Below are 19,758 nucleotides of genomic sequence, written 5' to 3' on the forward strand. Positions count from 1 at the left end.
CCTCACTGCTCAAGCTCCCGCACCGCGGCCGGCGGCTGTCGCAAAGGCTGACCCGCCTAGGTCACCTCCGTCGAAGGCGCTCGAGCAAATCGCGCGACATGCAAAGCCGCCCCGGCACGCGCAGGGCGACAGAAGTCCACGGTTTGCACAGCGCGGCCAGCGCGTTGCAAGCTATCGCGACCCGGAATGGCAAGGAGGGTGGCAAGGCTGGTCATTCCCGAGGTGGTGAGCCGCCGAGAAGGTCCCATGACGATTGCCGGAAGGGTGCATTCGTCGCTTCCATTGCCCAACGAATGCAGCCAGTTCTTCCGGCGACAACGGACTGGCCGCGTCACCGCACGCGGCCAGCCATTTCTGCGCACGTCAGGTGAGTTCCATTTCAACAGCGATGCGCACCAGATCGGAGTGGTTCTTCGCGCCAAGCTTCTGCTTGAGGAGGGACGTGGTGTTGGCGACAGTCTTGTAGGAGATGCCGAGCGCCGCTGCGATGTCGACGATCTTGTCGCCGCGGCCGAGCAACCGCAGGATTTCTAGCTCCCGTGCAGATATCTGCGAAGCGGGATTAGCCTTGATCGCGGCGCTGGCGAAGGCAATTGCCTCCGCGAGGTGCGGCGAAATGAACCGCTCGCCGGCCGCGACCTTGCGTACCGCTTTCACAAAAAGGCGCGGATCGTCGCTCTTCGAAAGATAGCCTTGCGCGCCCATCTCCACAGCCCGCACGACGAATGCGGGATCGTCATTCATGCTGAACATGATGATACGGGCGTCCGGATCGTCCTTGCGAATCCTGCGCAGCAGTTCGAACCCGGAGACATCGGGCAGTTTGATATCGATGACGGTCACGTCCGGCCGCTTCTGTAGGAAAGCTCGATGACCAGCCTTGGCATCGGCAGCCTCGTCGATCTTCACTGTCTTGTCTGCGGCAAACAGGGATCGGCAGCCCGACAGCACGACGGGATGGTCGTCGACGATCAATATCCTCGTGGCTGATTTGGCGGTATCGTGCACGCTGCCTCCACAGCCTAAATAGAACTTAGCGCGGAAATTGAAAGAGAAGAATCGCCGAATGGAGCCCGCCGTGCCAAGCCTCGCAGATCGACTGTGGAACCGCCTTTCCCTTCGCGCCCGGCTGTTGCTGCCCATGGCTGCAATGGTTGTCGGAGCGCTGCTGCTCGGCGGCCTTGCGCTGCAAACCTTCTCGCCCGAACAGTTCGAAGATGAGAATGCCCAGGGCACGCGTTCTGCCCAGCGCGTAGCCGAGGCGCTGAATGCTGCGCTTGCGGCCGCGGACAACCCGCAACCAACGCTCGATGCGTTCGCAGCCTCGCTTCGCCCCCCTGCCGCCATCGCATTCGTGCCGTCGGGACCCGACCGGCGGAACGTGCCCTCTGAGACTTACCATGGCAGCGTTCCCGCCTGGTTCACTGCTCTGCTGCAGATTCCCGAGCTCGGCTCAACCCATCCCGTCGCTATCCGAACGGCACATGTCGGTGATATCGTCTTCAGACCTGACCTGTCGGCCGAGATCCTGGAAAAGTGGGTGGGCTTCCTGGCCATTGCCGGATCGAGCGCTGCGCTGATGCTGCTCGCCGGGCTCAGCGCCTATTTCACGACGGGTACGGCGCTTCGCCCGCTGACGCATCTTGGTGCCGGACTGACCCGGATGCGAAATGGCGTTTATGATACTCCGATCCCGCTGGCCGGTCCGCCAGAAATTCGGAAGAGCTGTGCAGAAGCCAACGAGCTCGCCGCGACGCTGAAGCGCCTCAGCCGCGACAATCGGGACCTGCTGCGCAAGCTCGTTGCGGTCCAGGACGACGAGCGCCGCGAGCTGGCCCGGGAGCTCCATGACGAGATGGGCCCGCTTCTGTTCGCGATCCGCGCCAATGCCACGGCGCTGTCCGATCCCGAGGCTGAAGGCCCTCCTGAGCCAGGCTCGCCGGCGCACGGCATTCTCAGCGCGACGGAAGCCTTGCAGCAGGCGAACCGGCGTGTGCTGGAAGGCCTGAGCCCGGTCTACATTGGGGATCTTGGGTTAGCCGTCAGCGTGCGGGCGCTGCTGCGCAATGCCCAATCCCAGGCTCCCGGCCTCCGCGTGACATCCCGGATCGATCATCGCTTGGATGACCTCGACGGCCTGCTCTCACAAACCACCTATCGCGTCATCCAGGAGGGTGTGACCAACGTGCTCCGACATGCGAAGGCGACAACGATCTGCGTCACGGCGACTGTTAACGGAGGTCAGATCGAGATCGACGTATCCGACGACGGCGTCGGCCTACCGCGGGACCTGACGTTCGGCAGAGGCCTGACCGGAATGCACGAACGCGCGCGTGCGCTCGACGGAGACCTGCAGTTGCTCCGCGAGCAAGGCCAGACCATCGTGCGCTGCCGTCTTCCGCTCGACCAACTGATCGCCGGATGACCGTGGACCTTGACGCGTGTCACCGGTTGCTTTGGTCTCTCCGGGCCGACCCGAGCTCCTCAAGCACGGTCCCGAACGGAGGTGTGAACCGTAACGTGACGGCAAACAGGAGCACATATTCGCGACACGGCTCGCAGACGAGCTGATTGTCGAGACCGGCCTTCATTGGGCCAGTGCATTTGGGGCATGTCATGCCGGCGCGATGCCGCATCGAGCCCAAGGTTCCTAGAGATCACGAGTGGCCTTGCGGTCGATCGGCAACCGGCTCGAACGGAGCAGGTCGTAGACCAATTGCGGACGAGCGCATCGAGGGCGGAGGCCGATCGCTCAATAGCCCTGCCCTAAGCACTGGAGGGCTTGGCGGGTATGCGGCTCCTATTTGCGCCAGCGTTGCGATCGGACACCTACGAACCTTGCTCTAACGCCCGAGCCCGACCGGCCAGAGTAGTGATACTCCGAGCGAAACGGCCAGAAGCAGACATGAGCGTCGATTCCAAACCGAACCTTCTTCTTCGAAAGCCACGTTGTTGTCGACGAGTCGGTTGCCGTCTTGATGCGAATACGTGCAATGCCTTCAGAGTTGCGCGCCCAATTGAGACGAGAGCCGTTCGGCCTCTTCGCGTAATCGCGGCCCCAGGCCGCCTGCGTGATCGGCGGTGAGGCGGGAAGATGGACCGGAAAGCGCGAGAGCGCCGACAAGGCTTCCTTCGGGGCCAAAGACCGGCATCGCAAGCGACGCAACGTGCGGGTCGGTTACACCGCAGCTATAAATCGGAACTTGGATGTCCGCCGATTTCTGTCTGGCTTTTCCGCTGAAGGCACTTAGGACCTGGGCAATCGACGAGCCGTCCATTGGACGCGCGTCGCCTGGACGGACATTCATTCGAAGTTGATACGGCGAGTCCGCCCGGAACAGGCAGATCCGTTGATTGCCACGCCGAATGTAGAACGACGCAGTTTCAAGCGACTCAGCGGCGAGACGCTCTAGCACCGGCACAATGCGCTCCTCCATCGCGAAGGATTGCTGGTAGACGGAGCCGATGCGGGCGCACTCGACGCCGAGGCGATAGCGCCCATCTTCCAATCGCTCGATCAATTCGAATTTTTCCAGCGAGATGCAAAGACGCATGATCGTACTCTTCACGAGTGACGTGCGGCGGGCGAGCTCCGTCAATTCCAGCGCATCGTCTCCGCGTCGAAAGGCCGTGAGCACCGCCAACACCCTTTCGGCCGATGCGACGCCTTCAAGCTTCGGCCTGTTTCGTACTCCCTTCAGCATTCTTTTCCACGTCCGCTCGTTTTCGAGACCTGACCTGCAGGAGTCTCATAACCTCCCAGCTTGATCCTCAGGTCAATACGTCCTATTGAAAATGAAACGGTGTTTCAAAATTAACAACACTATGATACCGTTGTTCCAGGGCAGGACGCAAAGGGAAGGAAAATGCAAATCGGAGCTTCGGTGGCTTTTGGTCGAACTCCGCCCTCATCGGGTGATGGGTGCGGCGCATTGTTTGCCGGAGCTATAGGGACCCGCAGCAGGACAAGAGGTGCCCCGCAGAGGGCCGGCGTGACCTCGTGATCCCGCGCCTTCCGCCCGAACCCGCCGCGTTGCCGCTCTACGGCGCCTTCTGCGCCGAACTGCGAGCGCGCGGCTTTGCCGGCGATCTGACTGCGGGCAACGCAGACCGAACGGTCATGGCGACCGACAATTCGATCTATCAACTGACCCCGCAGGCGATTGCCTTTCCGCTAGATGTCAACGACCTCGTGCGCATCGCGAAGCTGCTCGGCGAGGAACGCTTCGCGGATGTGCGGATTGCGCCGCGGGGCGGCGGCACCGGCACCAACGGCCAGTCATTGACGGAAGGCCTCGTCGTCGATCTGTCGCGCCACATGAATCGTATCCTGGCCATCGATCCGCAGGGGCTGACGGCGCGTGTCGAGGCAGGCGTCGTCAAGGACCAGCTGAACGCGGCACTCAAGTCTCACGGCTTGTTCTTCGCGCCCGAGCTTTCGACCTCCAACCGCGCGACCATCGGCGGAATGATCTCGACCGATGCCTGCGGCCAGGGATCGTGTCTCTATGGCAAGACACGCGACCACGTGCTCGAACTCACGACCGTTCTTTCCAATGGCAGCGTTTGGCATTCCCGGCCGCTGGATCAGGCAGGACTGGCGCAGGCCCAGGGGCGACCGGATCTCGCCGGAAGCATCCATCGCGAAGTCGACAGGCTCGAGCGCGAAAACGCGACGCGCGTCGCCGAACTCTTCCCGAAGCTCAACCGCTGCCTGACGGGCTATGACCTCGCCCATGTCAGGACCGCGGATGGGCGTTTTGACTTGAATGCGATCCTTTGCGGCTCCGAAGGCACGCTTGGTTTTCTGGCGGAAGCCACGCTGAAGGTTCTGCCGCTGCCGAGCCACACCGCGCTCGTCAACGTGCGCTACGACAGCTTCGATGCAGCGCTGCGCGACGCACAGGTTCTTGTTCCCTTCGGACCCGCATCCATTGAGACGGTTGATTCCAAAGTTCTTGCGCTCGCCCAGGACGACCTGATCTGGGCCGATGTCACCGGCTTCTTTCCCGAGGACGGTGGCGAGCGGGCGCGCGGCGTCAACCTTGTCGAGTTTGTCGGCAACGATGAGGCGGAGGTGGAGCGCGCGGTTGGCCGCCTCGCTTCCTTACTGGACAGCTCCGGTGCAGGCCGGCGCGGCTACACCGTTGCGCGCGGCGCCGAGGATGTCGAGCGCATCTGGGACATGCGCAAGAAGTCGGTCGGCCTCCTCGGCAACATGAAGGGTGACAAGCGGCCGATTCCCTTTGTGGAAGACACCGCCGTTCCACGGGAGCACCTTGCCGACTACATCGCCGAATTTCGCGCGGCGCTGGACCGCCGCGGGCTCGACTACGGCATGTTCGGCCATGTCGACGCCGGCGTGCTCCACGTCCGCCCCGCGATCGACATGAAAGCGGTCGGCGCCGAGGCGCTCGTCCGCGACGTGACGGAAGAAGTCGTGGCGCTGACGCAGCGCTACGGCGGACTGCTGTGGGGCGAACATGGCAAGGGCGTTCGGTCCGAGTTCTCGCCCCGCTTCTTCGGTCCGCTCTATCCGGTTCTGCAGGCCATCAAAGCGGCCTTCGATCCACGCAACCAGTTCAATCCCGGCAAGATCGCGGTGCCGGAAGGCGGCAAGCTTCTGAGCGTCGATGGCGTGCCGACCAAGGGAAACAGCGACCGCACCATCCCGCCAGTCGTGCGGGCCGGTTACGATGAAGCCCTGCACTGCAATGGCAATGGCGCCTGCTTCAACTGGGATCCTGATGACGCCATGTGCCCCTCCTGGAAGGGCACGCGTGAGCGCCGTCATTCACCGAAGGGCCGCGCCCAGTTGATGCGCGAGTGGCTGCGTCGGCTGGCCGTGGCAGGGAGCGATCCGCTTGACGAGGCGCGCCGCCTGCGCGCCCGCCCGGACTGGATCGCCTTTCCGTCTCGCCTGCTTGCAACGCTGCGCAACCGCAACGACTTCTCTCACGAGATCCATGAGGCGATGGCCGGTTGCCTCGCCTGCAAGTCCTGTTCGGCGCAGTGCCCGATCAAAATCGACGTGCCGACGTTCCGGGCGAAGTTTCTCGAACTTTATCATGGCCGTTACCTGCGGCCCCTGCGACACCATCTGCTGGCGGCCCTGGAGCGATTGGTACCCTGGATGGCAAAGGCGCCAAAACTCTTCAATCTCGCCACCGCTACCGGCCTGCCTGCAACGATTGGGCTCGTTCACACACCGCCTCTGTCGAACCTGAACCTTGATCGCGAAATCGCGCACCGCGGCGTCGCGTTTGCAGCGGAAGGTTTGTCAAAACTGTCTGACGCCGAGCGCCTGACCAGCGTTGTCATCGTGCAAGACGCTTTCACCAGTTATTACGACACGCGGGTGCTGCTCGACCTCGTCGATCTCCTGACCGGGATCGGCTTGCGGCCCTGGCTTTCGCCCTATCGACCGAACGGCAAGCCACTGCACGTCCACGGCTTCCTCGGCAGGTTCGAACAACTCGCTTCCGCGAACGCGACCGCTCTTGAGGACATCGCTGCCTCCGGCGTTGCGTTGATCGGGCTCGATCCCTCCATGACGCTGACCTATCGGTCGGAATATGCCCACGCGCTTCCGGGACGCGACGTCCCGCAGGTCCAGCTCGTGCAGGAATGGCTCGCCCAGCGTCTCGACGGCATTCCGCCGGCGGCATGGCAAGAAGAATACTGGCTGCTCCCTCACTGTACCGAGCGGACCACCGCGCAGGCGGCTGTGGCGGCCTGGTCGAGCGTGTTCGAGGCATTCGGACTCAAGCTATCGGCCTTGCCCTCAGGCTGTTGCGGGATGGCCGGTACCTACGGCCACGAGCGCGAGCACCGGGCGATGTCGGAACGCATCTACCAGCTCAGCTGGGCCGTACACGTCGCCGAAAAAGGCAAATCAGGCCGTCTGCTCGCGGACGGATATTCCTGTCGATCGCAAGCGAAAATCATAGACGGCGTTCGCTTGCGTCACCCGATCGAGGTTCTGTGCGCGCACGTTGCGGAGAGAGGCGGCGGCGCCGGCCTCCGCCGCCTCGCCGATGCGCAGGGCTGAACCCGTCAACACCAACACAAAGGAAGCACATGATGACAGACCGCAAACAGTTCAGACTTGGCCTCGTCGGTTATGGCGAGATCGGCAGCACCCTCGGCGCGGGCCTCCGCAAGGCCGGCCTCCAGCAGATTGCCTGCTACGACAAATATGCATTCGACGGCCCCTATTCCGATATTATTCAGAGCAGGGCGAGCGAAGCCGGCGTCACCCTGGTGCGCTCAAACAAGGAGCTGGCCGACGCGAGTGACCTGATCTTCAGCGTCACGCCGGGTTCGGCGTCGCTCGAAAGCGCCGACGCCTTTGCGCCGGTTCTCACCAACAGGCACACATTTCTCGATTTCGCTTCTGCCACGCCGAAAATCAAGAAGGGCGCTGCGGAAAAGCTGGCGTCGAGCGGCGCGCTTCTCGGCGACGGCTCGATCGAAGGCACGCCGCTTCACGGCTACTCCATGCGCATGCTGTCAAGCGGTCCCGCCGGCGAGCGCGTTCGGGACTGGCTCGTTCCATGGGGAATGCAGATCGAATTCACCGGCGAAGTTCTCGGTACCGCATCCGGCATCAAGATTCTCCGCTCCGTCCTCATCAAGGGTATCGAAGCGCTGACGGACGAGATGCTGCTCGCAGCCCGTCAATACGGGATCGACGAAATCGTGCTTGCGTCCGCCTCCAAGACGCTTGCGCGGCCATGGATGGATACCGTGCACAGCCTCACACCATCAGGTGTGATCCACGCCAAGCGCCGCGCCGAGGAACTCGAAATGTCGGCGGACGCCGTCCAGGATGCCGGCGTCGAGCCGATCATGGCGCGCGCGATCGCGGCGCGCCTGCGCTGGAAGGAAAGCCTCGGTCTCAAGGACCACTTCAAGGGCATCGTGCCGCGCACCTACCAGGAAGCGCTCGACGCCATCGAATTCAAGGCCGGTCTGACACGATCGAAGAAGGCCTGACCACACTCTCCATTCACGCCTCCCATCATCAGGATTTAGTCATGTCCATCGGATTCAAGATACACACCCGCCAACGCAAGGTCGAACAGGCCACAGTCGAAAAGTTCAAGGCCATTGCGGTCGCCAACATCAGCGACTCCATGAACCGCATGACGCATGGCGGCCCCCGTTTGCGGCCGCTGCATGCGGGAGGCGCGCTGGCCGGCGTTGCCCTGACGGTCAAGCAGCGTCCCGGCGACAACCTCATGGTCCACGCTGCGCTCAATCGCGCCAAGGCCGGGGATGTCATCGTCGTCGATGCCGGCGGCGACCTGACCAACGCCATCATCGGAGAACTAATGATATCACACGCGCAGCAGATCGGGGTTGCGGGCGTGATCATCAACGGCGCCGTGCGTGACTATGGTTGGATCCGCGCGAACTCATTTCCGGTCTACGCGGCGGGCGTGACGCATCGCGGTCCCTACAAGAATGGACCGGGCGAGGTGAACGCGCCGATTGCGATCGACGGCATGATCATTCAGCCCGGCGATTTGATCGTCGGCGACGACGACGGCTTTGTCTGCATTCCCTACGAACAGACCGAAGCGGTCTATGACGCCGCCAACAAGAAGCAGCAAGGCGAAGCCAAGACGATGGCAGCCATCAAGGCCGGTACCGTTGACCGCTCCTGGGTCGAGCGCGCCCTCCAAGAGGCGGGCTGCGAAGGAGTCTAATCAGCAGTTTGCGCGGCGCGTCGCACTCGGACGAGCCATCACGCGCAACCATGAACACCGCAGGGGAGGATAAGGACGTGAGCGAACAGTCTGTGCAATCACTCGAACGGACAACGATACGCCGGGTCGTTCTGCGGCTCGTTCCGTTCCTGATGGTTTGCTACTTCTTCGCCTTGCTCGACAGGGTCAATGTCGGTTTTGCCGCGTTGCAGATGAACAAGGATCTCGGGCTGACGCCGGCGATGTTCGGCTTCGGCGCGAGCTTGTTCTTCTTTTCCTATTTCCTGGTCGAAGTTCCGAGCAATCTTGCCTTGCAGCGCTTCGGTGCCCGCCGCTGGATCGCGCGGATCATGATCACGTGGGGACTGATCACGGCCTGCATGGGTCTGGTGACCGGGCCGTACTCGCTGTATGCGATGCGGTTCATCCTGGGAGCTGCGGAAGCCGGCTTCTTTCCGGGCGCAATCCTCTATCTGACGTACTGGCTGCCGAATGAATACCGCGCGCGCATCCTTGCGACCTTCACGGTTTCCATCCCGCTGGCGACATTCCTCGGATCCCCGCTGTCCGTATCGCTGCTCGAACTGGACGGCGTTCTCGGTCTCAAGGGCTGGCAGTGGCTGTTCATCCTGGAAGGGCTTCCCACGGTTCTGCTCGGGATTACCTGCCTTTTCGTGCTGACCGACAAACCGCGCGACGCAAGCTGGCTGAGCGACGCGCAGCGCGAATGGCTGATCGGCCGTCTCGACGAAGAGGCTTCGCATAAAAAGCCCGTCGGTCACATCTCGCTGTGGGAACTCGCGCGCAACAAGTACTTCCTGACGATGGCGCTGGTCTGCTCAGGCGCATCGGCAACCGGCAGCGTGTTGTCGGTATGGCAACCGCAGGTCCTCAAGGCGTTCGGCCTGACCAACCTGCAGACCGGCTTCGTCAACGCGATTCCGTACGGCATTGCCACGGTGCTCATGATCCTGTGGGGTCGACATTCCGACCGGAGCGACGAGCGGAAATGGCACACTGCGCTTCCCCTGCTGCTCGGGGCGTTCGGCCTGTCCTATCTCACTTTGTCCGGAAGCCTTGCGACCACCGTTGCCGCCGTATCCTGCGCGCTGGTCGGCGCCTATGCCTTCAAGGGACCGTTCTGGGCGTTGTCATCCGGATGGTTGTCGGCCACCACGCTGGCCGCGGGCATCGCGGGCATCAACGCCATCGCCAATCTGATCGGCGGCGGCATCATGGTCAACGTCGTCGGGCTGATCAAGGAGTCAACCGGGAGCTTCGCGCTCGGCATGTTGCCGGTTGCCGCGATCGATGCGGCCGCTGCCATCAGCGTGCTCGTTCTCGGCCGTGCGGCCGCTCGCGAAGCACGCGCGGCCTCGACCGCAGCATGAGCCAGCTTGGACGGGAGCCACACGTGATCACCTTGATTAGTCGCCGCCATTGCCTTGCGTTGCTTTCGGCCGGCGCCGCGCTCGGCGCGACAACGCATCATGCCTTCGCCCAGCCGGTGCCCTGGTCTTCGGGCACGGCGGCCCCATCAATCGCCGTGCCGCCAAATGCGACCGACTGCCACCATCACATTTACGACAGCCGGTTTCCGCCGGCGCCGAGCGCGACGCTGCGGCCGCCGGACGCCAGCGTCGATAATTATCGCCAGTTGCAGCGCCGGCTCGGGCTCGCGCGCAACGTGGTAGTGCAGCCTTCGACCTACGGGACCGACAATCGCCTGCTGGTCGAATCGGTCAAGGCGTTCGGCAACAACGCACGTGGCATCGCCATGCTCGACGCCACTGTGACAACGGACGAGATCAAACGCCTCCACGCCATCGGCATTCGCGGCGTGCGGTTCGGCACACGGCTTCCCGGTGGCGCCCCGATAGACGACTTGGCGCCGGTCGCCCGCAAGATCGCCGAGTTCGGCTGGCATATCCAGCTCGTGTCGGACGGCGACAAGATCGTTGAGCTGAAAGATACTCTGGAGGGATTGCCTGTCCCGGTCGTGTTTGACCACATGGGTCACCTTCCCGAGCCAGCCGGCCCGGATCATCCGGCGTTTGGCGTGATCGCCAGGCTCATTGAAACGCGCGGCGCATGGGTGAAGCTGACTGGCGCCTACATTCTCTCGAAAAGCGGCGCGCCGACCTATGCTGACCGGAACCGGCTTGCGCGGGCCTTCGTCAAGCTTGCCCCCGAAAGGCTCGTCTGGGGCAGCGATTGGCCGCATCCCACGTCGCCTGCCGACGCAAAACCCGATGATGCCGTGCTGCTCGATCTGCTGGCTGTTTCGGCACCGGATGCAAAGCTGCAGGCTCAGATCCTCGTCGACAACCCCGCTGCGCTCTACGGCTTCTGAACGCACGGACGCTCATCAGGAGAAAACCCATGAAAGCAATCCATGGTGCTGAAGTCGCTCGGCGCGATGTCTTAAAAGCGGCTGGCTTGTTTGCGATGTCGACGGCGGTCGGACTGCAGGGCGGCCACGCTGAGGCCCAACAAGGGGTGGTGCCGTTTTCGTCGGGCACCGAACCTCCGAAGACGTCTGTTCCGGAAGGTGCTTGCGATTCCCACATCCACATCTTCTCGCGGCAGTTTCCCGCTTCGAGTCACTGGAAAGGCGAGCCGGTGATCGATAGCGACGTACCGGCCTACCGATCGTTTCAAAAACGCATCGGAACCAGCCGCGTGGTCGTGGTGACGCCGTCGACCTATGGCGTCGACAATCGCGCCACGCTCGACGGCGTCGCGCAATTCGGCAATTCGGCGCGCGCCGTGGTCGTCGTCGATCTCGATATTTCCGATGCGGAACTAACGCAGATGGCCGCGAAGGGCGCGGTTGGCATCAGGGTCAATTTTGTGACGTCCCAATCATGGGGGGTAACGACTGCCGAGCGCCTGGAGACGATGGCCAGAAAGGTCCATCCGCTCGGCTGGCACGTTCAGGTTTACATGACAGGCGACCAGATCGCCGATCTCCAGAGCATCTTGTCACGACTGCCGACACCGGTGGTGATCGATCACATCGCCCGCTTGCCGCCCGCTCAAGGCGTCAATCATCGCGCCTATAAGGCGGTCCGCAAGCTGCTTGATGGCGGACGGACCTGGATGAAACTTTCCGGGGCTTACCTCAACACTGCGAGCGGACCTCCCAACTACGCCGATGCCACCGAGGTTGCGAAGGCATTCGCCAAGGCCGCGCCAGAGCGAATGGTCTGGGGAAGTGATTGGCCGCATCGCGGCGAAAAGCACATGCCCGATGATGCGGGCCTGTTCGACCTGTTGGCACAGTGGACGCCGGATGAAACTGCCCGCAAGAAAATCCTTGTCGATAATCCGAGGCAATTGTACGGCTTTCTGTAGCGTTGGAGAAGCAAACACCCCGCGAAGGCTACGTGGATCTGCCAGCCATGTCTACAATGGGTCTTTGTCGTGCGTAAATGGATAGGGCGACACGCGGCCGCGGTCGTCGGCCAATATTCTCGCGTCGGATCGTCCATGACCTTCCAAAGTGGTTGTCGCGACGCGGTATTGCGCTTTTGGACGCACGTTCTGGCCGTCAGGCGGCGCGGATGGCTGCGATCAGGCTCTGTTTGCCGAGGATGTTCATCACCCATGTGAGGTTATAGGCGAGAACATGCAGCGCCATCTCGGCGGCGACGTTCCGTAGGTGCTCCATCTGGATGTGGGACGCATCCATGCGGGCTTTGATCGTGCGAAGGGATGCTCGACCGTCTCCGCACGGCGTCGGGATTGGAATCGACCGTCTCTGGACCTCCTCGACCACATGGTCATGCTCCCAACGCGAGATGCGGCGCTCCTTGGATGGCGTACATTGGCTCTTAGTCGCGCAGCTTTGGCACGCTGCCGTCGACCAATAACGGCGCAGCGTCATTCCGTGCTCGATGTTGGTGTAGTGATAGGGCAGCAGCTGGCCGGATTGGGCAGCGGTAGACGTCCTCATCAGGCAGGTAGGCGAAGTCCTGCTTGCCGAACCGGCCCTCCGCCTTGGCGTTCGACGTCATGGTTTGGGCAAGGTGACTGCAACGCCGGCCTCTTCGCAGGCTAGTATCTCCTCTCAATCAAAGTAACCACGATCGGCGACCGCCTCGTGCTTCTTGGCGCCTGCATAATGCTGAAGTAGAGCCAGCGGATGGGCGGCTTGCTGCCTTTGCGATTTTGGGCCGACCCTCCGCGAACACCATCGCTCTCATCGGGAACAGAGCGTTCATCGAATCATGCGCTACTAACTTGCCGCCTATGAATGGATCGCCATAAAGCCGGTGCTCCCCAATAAGCCACGTGGCCTGCCGCGCGTGAATGATCGCCGTGCCCTCAATAGCATCTTTTTGGATTTGCGGTCCGGGGCACCATGGCGGGATCTGCCGAAGGCCTCGCTTGCCGTTGCCCATGATGCGGCTGTTCAGATAATCGACACCTCAGCATGCAGCCTGCATCAGGAGGAACTAGCGCGCAGGCTCTCTATATCCATATCCCAAGTTGTTTTATTACGCGTATCATATAATATCGGCGCCACCGATCCGGGAGGAAGTGCGATGTCGAACGCAGCGTGGAAGAAAACCACTTGCAACATCTGCTACGTCAACAAGGATAGGGGCGCCTGGTCTATCCCAAAGGGCGAAATCGATGCACTGGACGATCCAGAGCAGGTCGCGCGACGCGAGTTTGCCGAGGCCGGCGTCCCTCCGCGACTCTGTTACAGTTGGCGGGGCAGCCGCGCCACTCTCGGACCAAAGCCTGACCGATGTGCAATCTCTACTCGATCACGACCAATCAAGCAGCCATCGCCGCGCTGTTCCGCGTCGTGAACCGGTACGTCGGCAATCTGGCGCCGATGCCAGGGGTTTTTCCCAATTACAAGGCGCCGATCGTGCGCAATGCGGCCGAGGGCCGAGAACTGGCGACGGCACGGTGGGGCATGCCGTCATCGCAGCAGGCCATGATGGAAGCAACCAAAAAGCGCGCGGCAAAGCTCGAGGCGAAAGGTAAGGCGGTCGATTTCAAGGAATTGCTGCGGATGGAGCCGGACGGCGGCACGACCAATATCCGCAACGTGAAGAGCAGGCACTGGACGAGATGGCTCGGCCCCGAAAACCGCTGCGTGGTGCCGTTCAACTCCTTCAGCGAGTTCAACAGGGCTGCGGGCGGCGATATCTGGTTCGCGCTCGACGAGAGTCGCCCCCTCGCCTGCTTCGCCGGCATCTGGACCAGCTGGACGTCCGTCCGCAAGGTCAGGGAAGGCGTGACCACCAACGACCTCTACGCGTTCCTGACGACGGAGCCCAATGCAGAGGTCGGAGCCATTCACCCGAAGGCGACGCCGGTGATCCTGACCTCGCCGGCGGAGGTAGACGTCTGGATGACGGCACCTCCGGACGAGGCACTGAAATTGCAGCGGCCGCTTGCCGACGGAACACTCCGGGTGGTTGCTCGTGGCGTCAAGGAAGATACGGCCGGGCTCGGGACGTGACCATCGAGATCGATGACGACCAGGCAATTGCGCCGCTCCGGCAGCGCAAGATCATCCACATCGACATGGATGCATTCTATGCGTCCGTCGAGCAGCGGGACAATCCAGACCTGCGTGGCAAGCCGGTCGCCGTCGGAGGCTCCCGCGAACGCGGCGTCGTGGCGGCGGCCAGCTATGAAGCCAGAAAGTTCGGAGTTCGTTCGGCCATGCCGTCCGTCACGGCAAAACGACAATGCCCCGATCTGATCTTCGTCAAGCCGCGCTTCGAGATTTACAAGGCCATCTCGCAGCAGATCCGCGACATCTTCGCAGAGCACACACCGATTATCGAGCCCCTGTCGCTCGACGAGGCCTATCTCGACGTGACCGACAACCTGCAGCGCATTCAATGGGCGCGCGACGTCGCGCTCGCTATCCGCGCCAAGATCAAAGCCGAGACAGGTCTGAACGCTTCGGCCGGCATCTCCTATAACAAGTTTCTGGCAAAGCTTGCCTCGGATCACCGCAAGCCGAATGGCCAATACGTCATCACGCCTGAAATGGGCTCGGCATTCGTGGAAGTCCTGCCCGTCGGCAGATTCCACGGCATTGGTCCTGCGACCAGCGCCAGGATGAATGCCCTGGGCCTCTACACGGGGCTCGATATGCGCAATCAGTCGCTCGCATTCATGCAGGCCAATTTCGGCAAGGCCGGAGCGTACTACTATTGGATATCAAGGGGCGTCGATCATCGTGAGGTCCGCGCCGATCGAATCCGGAAGTCGGTCGGCGCAGAAACCACTTTCTCAAGCGATTTGACCGAATTCCAGACATTGGCAGCCGAACTGCAGCCACTCATCGACAAGGTCTGGCGGCACTGTGAAGACAAGGCAGCGCGTGGCCGAACGGTGACCCTCAAGGTAAAGTTCAACGATTTCGAGATCATCACGCGCAGCAGGTCGGTACCTGCTGCGGTTTCAAGCCGCGCAGAACTCGAGCGAATGTCGATCGCGCTGCTTCAAAACGAGATGCCCTTTTCCAGGTCAGTCCGGCTGCTGGGGGTTTCGCTTTCGTCCCTACAGAACGACGATGCGGCGCCACAACTTGACCTGCCGATCTGAAGGTCGCAGCTACATAAGGACACCGCCAAATCCGGACGATACGGCCAATCGCCATGCCGCGGAAATCCGAATTGCCCAAGCAGCACTATCGCATGATTGCAACAGGTTCGGCAGGGGCGCCGAGGATCGGCCGGCGGCAACACCTGCGATCGGGGCAGCGGCACACGCATGAAGAAGACGGTGCTGGCCGAGTCTTGATCGATGCATTGAAGGCCTCGACCAGGCGTCATTTGTCCGTATCGACGAGCCCTGTACCGAGTGCCACCTTCCGCGCCGGGCCGGCGAGATGAGCGCGACAAGCTCTCATCTCGCCGCGCGTCTTTCACGAGCGCATCATAGGCTCGAGACGGGAGCAGCCTTCATCGCCGGCTCCGAGTCCGCATCGGCCTTGAAGCCCTTCGCGGACAAATCCCGACCGAGCGTCTCAGGAAGCAGAAGAGAGGCCAGAACGAAGACAGTTGCGGCGGGAAGGGCCACGGCGACCATGCCGTTCAGCAGGCTTCCGCCGAAATGAGCGGCCGCAAGGGGCACGATAACCGGCGCGATGCTGCCAAGACCACGACCGCCCATATAGAACGTGGACACCGCCGTCGCGCGCAAATTGACCGGATAGAGCTCCGAGATCCAGACGCCCGTCACGCCGAGCGCAACGTTGCCAATCCCGAAACCGATATAGAGCCAGAACATCGGCCACTCGGTCTTCGAGCCGGCATAGAGCTGACCTCCCCATACCGCCATGCCAACCAGGGATCCGATCCAGAACAACGCCGGCACGAGAGCACCGAATCGGCGGCCAGCCCTGTCGTTGAAAAAGCCGTTGGCGAGATAGCAAATGCCGCTGACCACGGAAAGAAGAACGGCCGTGGTGCGAACCACGTCGCCCGGCGTGTGCATGTCCCGGAGCAACAGCGTCGGAATGAAGGAGACGACGCTGTAGTAGCAAAGCATGTAGCTCATCAGCCACACGCAGGCAGTGACGGTCTGGCGCGCCAGCCCGTTGCGAAACAGATCCGCCAGGGGAAGCGTGCGGGCCGCCTCTGCAACCTGACCGGCCTTGCGTTGCGCCTCGTACTCCAGCCAGATTTTCGATTCAGGCATGAAGAAGCGGATGAAGATGATCAGCAGGATCGGCATTCCGCCGCTCAGCAGGCCGATGCGCCAGCTCCACTCGTCGCTGAACGTCGCGATAAGCCAGATTCCGACGATCGACGCCGTGGACGATGCGATCACGGCGCAGCCCTGAAGCGCAGCCGCGCCCAGGCCGCGGCTGCCTTTTTTCCAGGCCTCGTTGAAGAGCACCATGCCAACGCCGTACTCGCCGCCAAGACCGATGCCGGTGATGAACCGCAGCACCGCAAGCGACCAGTAATTCCATGCGAACGCGGAAATAATCGCCGCGACCGAGAACAGCGCGATCGTGAGCTGAAGCGAGGTCTTTCGGCCAAGGCGATCACCGATGACGCCGAACAGGGCCCCGCCGATCGCTGATCCGAAGAGCGTCAGGGCCTGCAGGGAGCCGATCTCGGTCAACGATAGCGACATTGACCGCTGGATCGCCGGCAAGAGAAACGGAAAGATCAGGACATCGTAGAAGTCGAGAATGTATCCCAGCATCGCCGAGATCATGATCGAATAGCGTTGCCTGGCCGTGTAATCTTCCACACCTGAGACGGTCTTAGACATGCAATGCGTTTCCCGTTGAAAGAGCTGAACAGTGGATGATCGTCGCCGAAGCGCTTTCCGCGTCATTGGGAGCCGCAATTGCGACTCCGGGTCCCGGTTCGATGCCGAGGCCTAGCGGCCGGGCGCCCTCAACTCCGGGTAGGCAAACTCGCCCTTGTCGAGGATGTGAATATCGTCGAGCCAGAGACTGCAGCCGCGAAGCGGGATATCGAGATGACACGGCGTGTCGTTCGTGCCGCCAAGCTCGGTATTCGGTCCCGTCGAGAACAGAACGTTTCCATAAAAGGAAAGCGCGTTCATGATGTGCTCCGACGCGAGTTGCTGAGATGCAGCTATATGGTGCCAGTCGGCGCGCTCATTCGATCCCCACCCGATATGCGAGACTGCCCAACCTCGCGGATCGCCGAAACTGTCGATATAGCTCCTGATGAGCGTCGCGTCGGTGCCTTCGCCCTTGAGGTCGACGATGTAGCCGTCCTTGATGGTGAGCGTGACCGGAGACTGGATGTAGCGCTTGAATGCGCAGAGAATGTCGCCCGGCATCAGGACGACAGTGCCGTTGACGTCCCCATCCGTGGCCTGCGTGAAAGCAAATCCTGACGGGAAATGATCCCAGCGGCCCGGTTCATCGGTGTATCCGTACTCGGAAATGACCGGATATTGCTTTAGGCCGTAGGTCACATCCGTTCCGCCCGGCGACGTGATGCGCATGGTTCTGGCTGACTGCAGGAGCGTCCGTGAGAGCTCGGTCCGCCGGCGGAGATCCTCAGTCGGGAACATCTTCTTGAGAATGTGGAACGGCTCCATGACGCGCAGAATGCGCGTGCCTGCCTCCTGAATTTCGAGTTGCTCGCGCGAGAACAGCAGGCCCAGAAGATCAATCACCATGTCCACGCGCTTGAGCGTGTCGATCGCCGGCTGGTTGCCGCTCAGCGCGTGTCTGCCCTGCTGGCCCGCAACCTTGCTCTGGCCGTACTTTGGAACATTGAGGTGGAAAGTTGTCGCGCCAAGGCTCCGCGCGGCCAGCATGAACGTCTGGGCATACTCCGACTGATCCTCGCCGCCGCTCAGGACAGCCACGACCTCGCCTTCGCTCACCTTGCAGAGTGCAAGTTCGGCCTTGAACAGTTCGAGCATATCAACATCGATGCGTTGCCGGGTCATCTTCAGTCATCTCCTTTGCCGGGCATGTAATCGCAGCGCTCCGACCGGTCTTTCGAGCGGTCAGGCGAGGACGTCACTGACGATCGAAAGGAAGCCTTCCGTGTCGTCGATGTGCATTTGGTGACCTGCGCCCTCCAGTCGCTTGATCTCGATGGACGGCAATAATCGTTGAATCTCTCTCTCATCTTCGGGACGGATGACGTCGCCTTTGCCTGCAACGAGCAGCCAGGTTCGGACGCTGAGGTTGGCGAGATCGTTGTGAATGTCATCGTGATGAAAGCCCTTGTGACTTTCGATCAGGGCGCGCTCGTCGCAGGTGTGCATCCACTCGGCCCGGGCACGGATGTGCTTTTCGGGCCAGCGCGGCGCGGAGGGGCTTCGCAGCGCCGCGTCCGCTTCTCCAAGCCTTGCGCTATGAAGCAGCTTCAGAAGAGGCCCGATCGGACTTGGATAGGCGCGGCGTCCGGGGCCGGAGACCGGAGGATCGACCAGGATCAACTGTCTCATGGACGATGGCCGCCAGCGTGCGGCACGAATTCCGATCCGGGCGCCCATGGAGTGGCCGAGCAGGGTATACGCGCCTATTTCCAGCGCCTCGGCGAATGCGACCAGATCCGAGGCGCAGGCATCCAGCGAATAATTGAGATGCGGCCCGCTTTCGGAAAGGCCGCGTCCCCGGACGTCGAGTACATAGACGTCATGTCCGATGCACAGACGTTCCGCGATGAACGCCCATTGTGCCGCGGCCGTCGAGATGCCCGGGAGGATGATGATGGCAGGACCGGCTCCGCCGAAGCGCAGGTAATGCTGGCGGACGCCATTTGCGCGCACGTGAGCGCCGTAGAGCAGACCGGAGACCTGGGCGACACTCATGTCGGGCGATCCTGCGTACGATCGGCTGGCAGCGCATGAAGCCGCTCGGTGACTTCCGAGGTGGGCATCACATCTGCGTACTTGCTGGCTATATCGAACAGGTTGACGGCGTGCGAAGTCGGCGAACGATCGTAGACAGCATCGCTCGGCACGATCGATTTGAAATTCAGCGCGCATGCATCGACGACCGATGCCCGGACGCAGCCGCTTGTCGTGCAGCCGGTCACCACCAGTGAATCGATCCCGGCCCCGACGAGATATGTCGTGAGCGGGGTGCCGAAGAACGCGCTTGCCTGCGTCTTTGGCAGCAGCAGCTCTCCCGGCTCTGGAGCCACCTCGCGAACAAAGTCGTAGCCCTCGGGCGGGATCTGCATGATGGCTGGAATTTTTGCCGCGAATGCCCCCTGGTCATGGCTGACCTTGCAGGCGACATGCGGAAATATCACCGGCCATCTTCTGCCGCGAAACAACCGCATCAGATCGGCAATCTGCGCTATGGCCTGCCAACCAGCCTCACCGCAGCTGGTTGGATATTGCTTGATCGCCTCGCGGATCGGCATCGGCCGGTCACCGACCGAGCGGTACTGCACGTCAATCACCAGCAGCGCGGGCCGCTTGCCGAATCCAGCCGCGCCACCCAATCCTGCGATCGCGTAGGTCTCGCGCTCTTCGAGCGGTATCACCCTGTCCCAGGGCTGCGCTTTGCCGATCATCCTTGTGCACCGGTGCTCGTGGGGAG

The 19,758-nt window shown here is 62.0% G+C and carries 16 protein-coding genes and 2 pseudogenes; 11 read left to right on the forward strand and 7 right to left on the reverse strand.

Annotated elements, in window-relative coordinates; translation table 11 throughout:
- Nucleotides 1-363: 363 nt before the first annotated feature.
- A complete protein-coding gene (locus tag AKN83_RS33485; RefSeq protein ID WP_050401583.1) occupies nucleotides 364-1,008 on the reverse strand; it encodes a response regulator transcription factor in 645 nt (214 codons plus the stop codon).
- A gap of 58 nt (nucleotides 1,009-1,066) precedes the next feature.
- Here AKN83_RS33485 and AKN83_RS33490 point away from each other — a divergent pair, with 58 nt between their 5' ends.
- Nucleotides 1,067-2,425 carry an ATP-binding protein gene (locus tag AKN83_RS33490; protein ID WP_172803657.1) on the forward strand — a complete coding sequence of 453 codons (1,359 nt, stop codon included), beginning with the start codon at nucleotides 1,067-1,069 and terminating at the stop codon, nucleotides 2,423-2,425.
- Nucleotides 2,426-2,999: 574 nt separating this feature from the next.
- Here the strand turns inward: AKN83_RS33490 and AKN83_RS33495 are convergent.
- On the reverse strand, nucleotides 3,000-3,704 hold the full coding sequence (locus AKN83_RS33495) for an IclR family transcriptional regulator (RefSeq protein ID WP_050401584.1): 705 nt from the start codon (nucleotides 3,702-3,704) through the stop codon (nucleotides 3,000-3,002).
- A gap of 296 nt (nucleotides 3,705-4,000) precedes the next feature.
- On the opposite strand from AKN83_RS33495, the gene ydiJ reads away from it, so the two are divergent.
- From ydiJ to AKN83_RS33525, 6 genes are all read left to right on the forward strand, one after another.
- Nucleotides 4,001-7,051, forward strand: a complete 3,051-nt coding sequence (gene ydiJ / locus AKN83_RS33500) for a D-2-hydroxyglutarate dehydrogenase YdiJ (RefSeq protein WP_050401585.1) — start codon at nucleotides 4,001-4,003, stop codon at nucleotides 7,049-7,051.
- 32 nt (nucleotides 7,052-7,083) lie between these two features.
- Nucleotides 7,084-7,998 carry a DUF1932 domain-containing protein gene (locus AKN83_RS33505; RefSeq protein WP_050401624.1) on the forward strand — a complete coding sequence of 305 codons (915 nt, stop codon included), beginning with the start codon at nucleotides 7,084-7,086 and terminating at the stop codon, nucleotides 7,996-7,998.
- A 41-nt stretch (nucleotides 7,999-8,039) separates the two neighbouring features.
- Nucleotides 8,040-8,714, forward strand: a complete 675-nt coding sequence (locus AKN83_RS33510; protein WP_050401586.1) for an RraA family protein — start codon at nucleotides 8,040-8,042, stop codon at nucleotides 8,712-8,714.
- Nucleotides 8,715-8,791: 77 nt separating this feature from the next.
- Nucleotides 8,792-10,105 (forward strand): MFS transporter, encoded by a 1,314-nt coding sequence (locus AKN83_RS33515; protein ID WP_430641593.1) that lies wholly within the window; start codon nucleotides 8,792-8,794, stop codon nucleotides 10,103-10,105.
- A 23-nt stretch (nucleotides 10,106-10,128) separates the two neighbouring features.
- On the forward strand, nucleotides 10,129-11,067 hold the full coding sequence (locus AKN83_RS33520) for an amidohydrolase family protein (RefSeq protein WP_157113688.1): 939 nt from the start codon (nucleotides 10,129-10,131) through the stop codon (nucleotides 11,065-11,067).
- 29 nt (nucleotides 11,068-11,096) lie between these two features.
- Nucleotides 11,097-12,071: an amidohydrolase family protein gene (locus AKN83_RS33525; protein ID WP_050401589.1), complete on the forward strand. Its 975-nt coding sequence runs from the start codon at nucleotides 11,097-11,099 to the stop codon at nucleotides 12,069-12,071.
- 196 nt (nucleotides 12,072-12,267) lie between these two features.
- On the opposite strand, the gene AKN83_RS42155 is transcribed toward AKN83_RS33525, so the two are convergent.
- Nucleotides 12,268-12,603, reverse strand: coding sequence for a hypothetical protein (locus AKN83_RS42155; protein WP_157113689.1), 336 nt, complete (start codon nucleotides 12,601-12,603; stop codon nucleotides 12,268-12,270).
- A 373-nt stretch (nucleotides 12,604-12,976) separates the two neighbouring features.
- On the opposite strand from AKN83_RS42155, the pseudogene AKN83_RS42160 reads away from it, so the two are divergent.
- The 4 genes and pseudogenes from AKN83_RS42160 to dinB form a co-directional block, all read left to right on the forward strand.
- A pseudogene (locus AKN83_RS42160) lies at nucleotides 12,977-13,093 on the forward strand (IS5/IS1182 family transposase); the annotation flags it as partial.
- A 219-nt stretch (nucleotides 13,094-13,312) separates the two neighbouring features.
- Nucleotides 13,313-13,402, forward strand: a pseudogene (locus AKN83_RS42285) (NUDIX hydrolase); the annotation flags it as partial.
- A 71-nt stretch (nucleotides 13,403-13,473) separates the two neighbouring features.
- Entirely contained in the window at nucleotides 13,474-14,199 is a 726-nt protein-coding gene (locus tag AKN83_RS33535; protein WP_050401591.1) for an SOS response-associated peptidase, read from the forward strand.
- Complete coding sequence (dinB, locus tag AKN83_RS33540; protein ID WP_083992348.1) at nucleotides 14,196-15,299, forward strand: DNA polymerase IV; 1,104 nt, start codon at nucleotides 14,196-14,198, stop codon at nucleotides 15,297-15,299. The genes AKN83_RS33535 and dinB overlap by 4 nt, the downstream gene beginning before the upstream one ends.
- A 333-nt stretch (nucleotides 15,300-15,632) precedes the next feature.
- On the opposite strand, the gene AKN83_RS33545 is transcribed toward dinB, so the two are convergent.
- The 4 genes from AKN83_RS33545 to AKN83_RS33560 all read right to left on the reverse strand — a co-directional run bounded on the left by AKN83_RS33545 (nucleotide 15,633) and on the right by AKN83_RS33560 (nucleotide 19,732).
- Nucleotides 15,633-16,982, reverse strand: a complete 1,350-nt coding sequence (locus tag AKN83_RS33545) for an MFS transporter (protein ID WP_050401592.1) — start codon at nucleotides 16,980-16,982, stop codon at nucleotides 15,633-15,635.
- Nucleotides 16,983-17,093: 111 nt separating this feature from the next.
- Nucleotides 17,094-18,146 (reverse strand): 2,5-dihydroxypyridine 5,6-dioxygenase NicX family protein, encoded by a 1,053-nt coding sequence (locus AKN83_RS33550; protein ID WP_083992349.1) that lies wholly within the window; start codon nucleotides 18,144-18,146, stop codon nucleotides 17,094-17,096.
- A 60-nt stretch (nucleotides 18,147-18,206) separates the two neighbouring features.
- Nucleotides 18,207-19,019, reverse strand: a complete 813-nt coding sequence (locus tag AKN83_RS33555; RefSeq protein ID WP_050401593.1) for an alpha/beta fold hydrolase — start codon at nucleotides 19,017-19,019, stop codon at nucleotides 18,207-18,209.
- Entirely contained in the window at nucleotides 19,016-19,732 is a 717-nt protein-coding gene (locus AKN83_RS33560; protein WP_050401594.1) for an isochorismatase family protein, read from the reverse strand. The genes AKN83_RS33555 and AKN83_RS33560 overlap by 4 nt, the downstream gene beginning before the upstream one ends.
- Between the last annotated feature and the right edge of the window lie 26 nt (nucleotides 19,733-19,758).

Source organism: Bradyrhizobium embrapense, assembly GCF_001189235.2.
Lineage (GTDB): Bacteria > Pseudomonadota > Alphaproteobacteria > Rhizobiales > Xanthobacteraceae > Bradyrhizobium > Bradyrhizobium embrapense.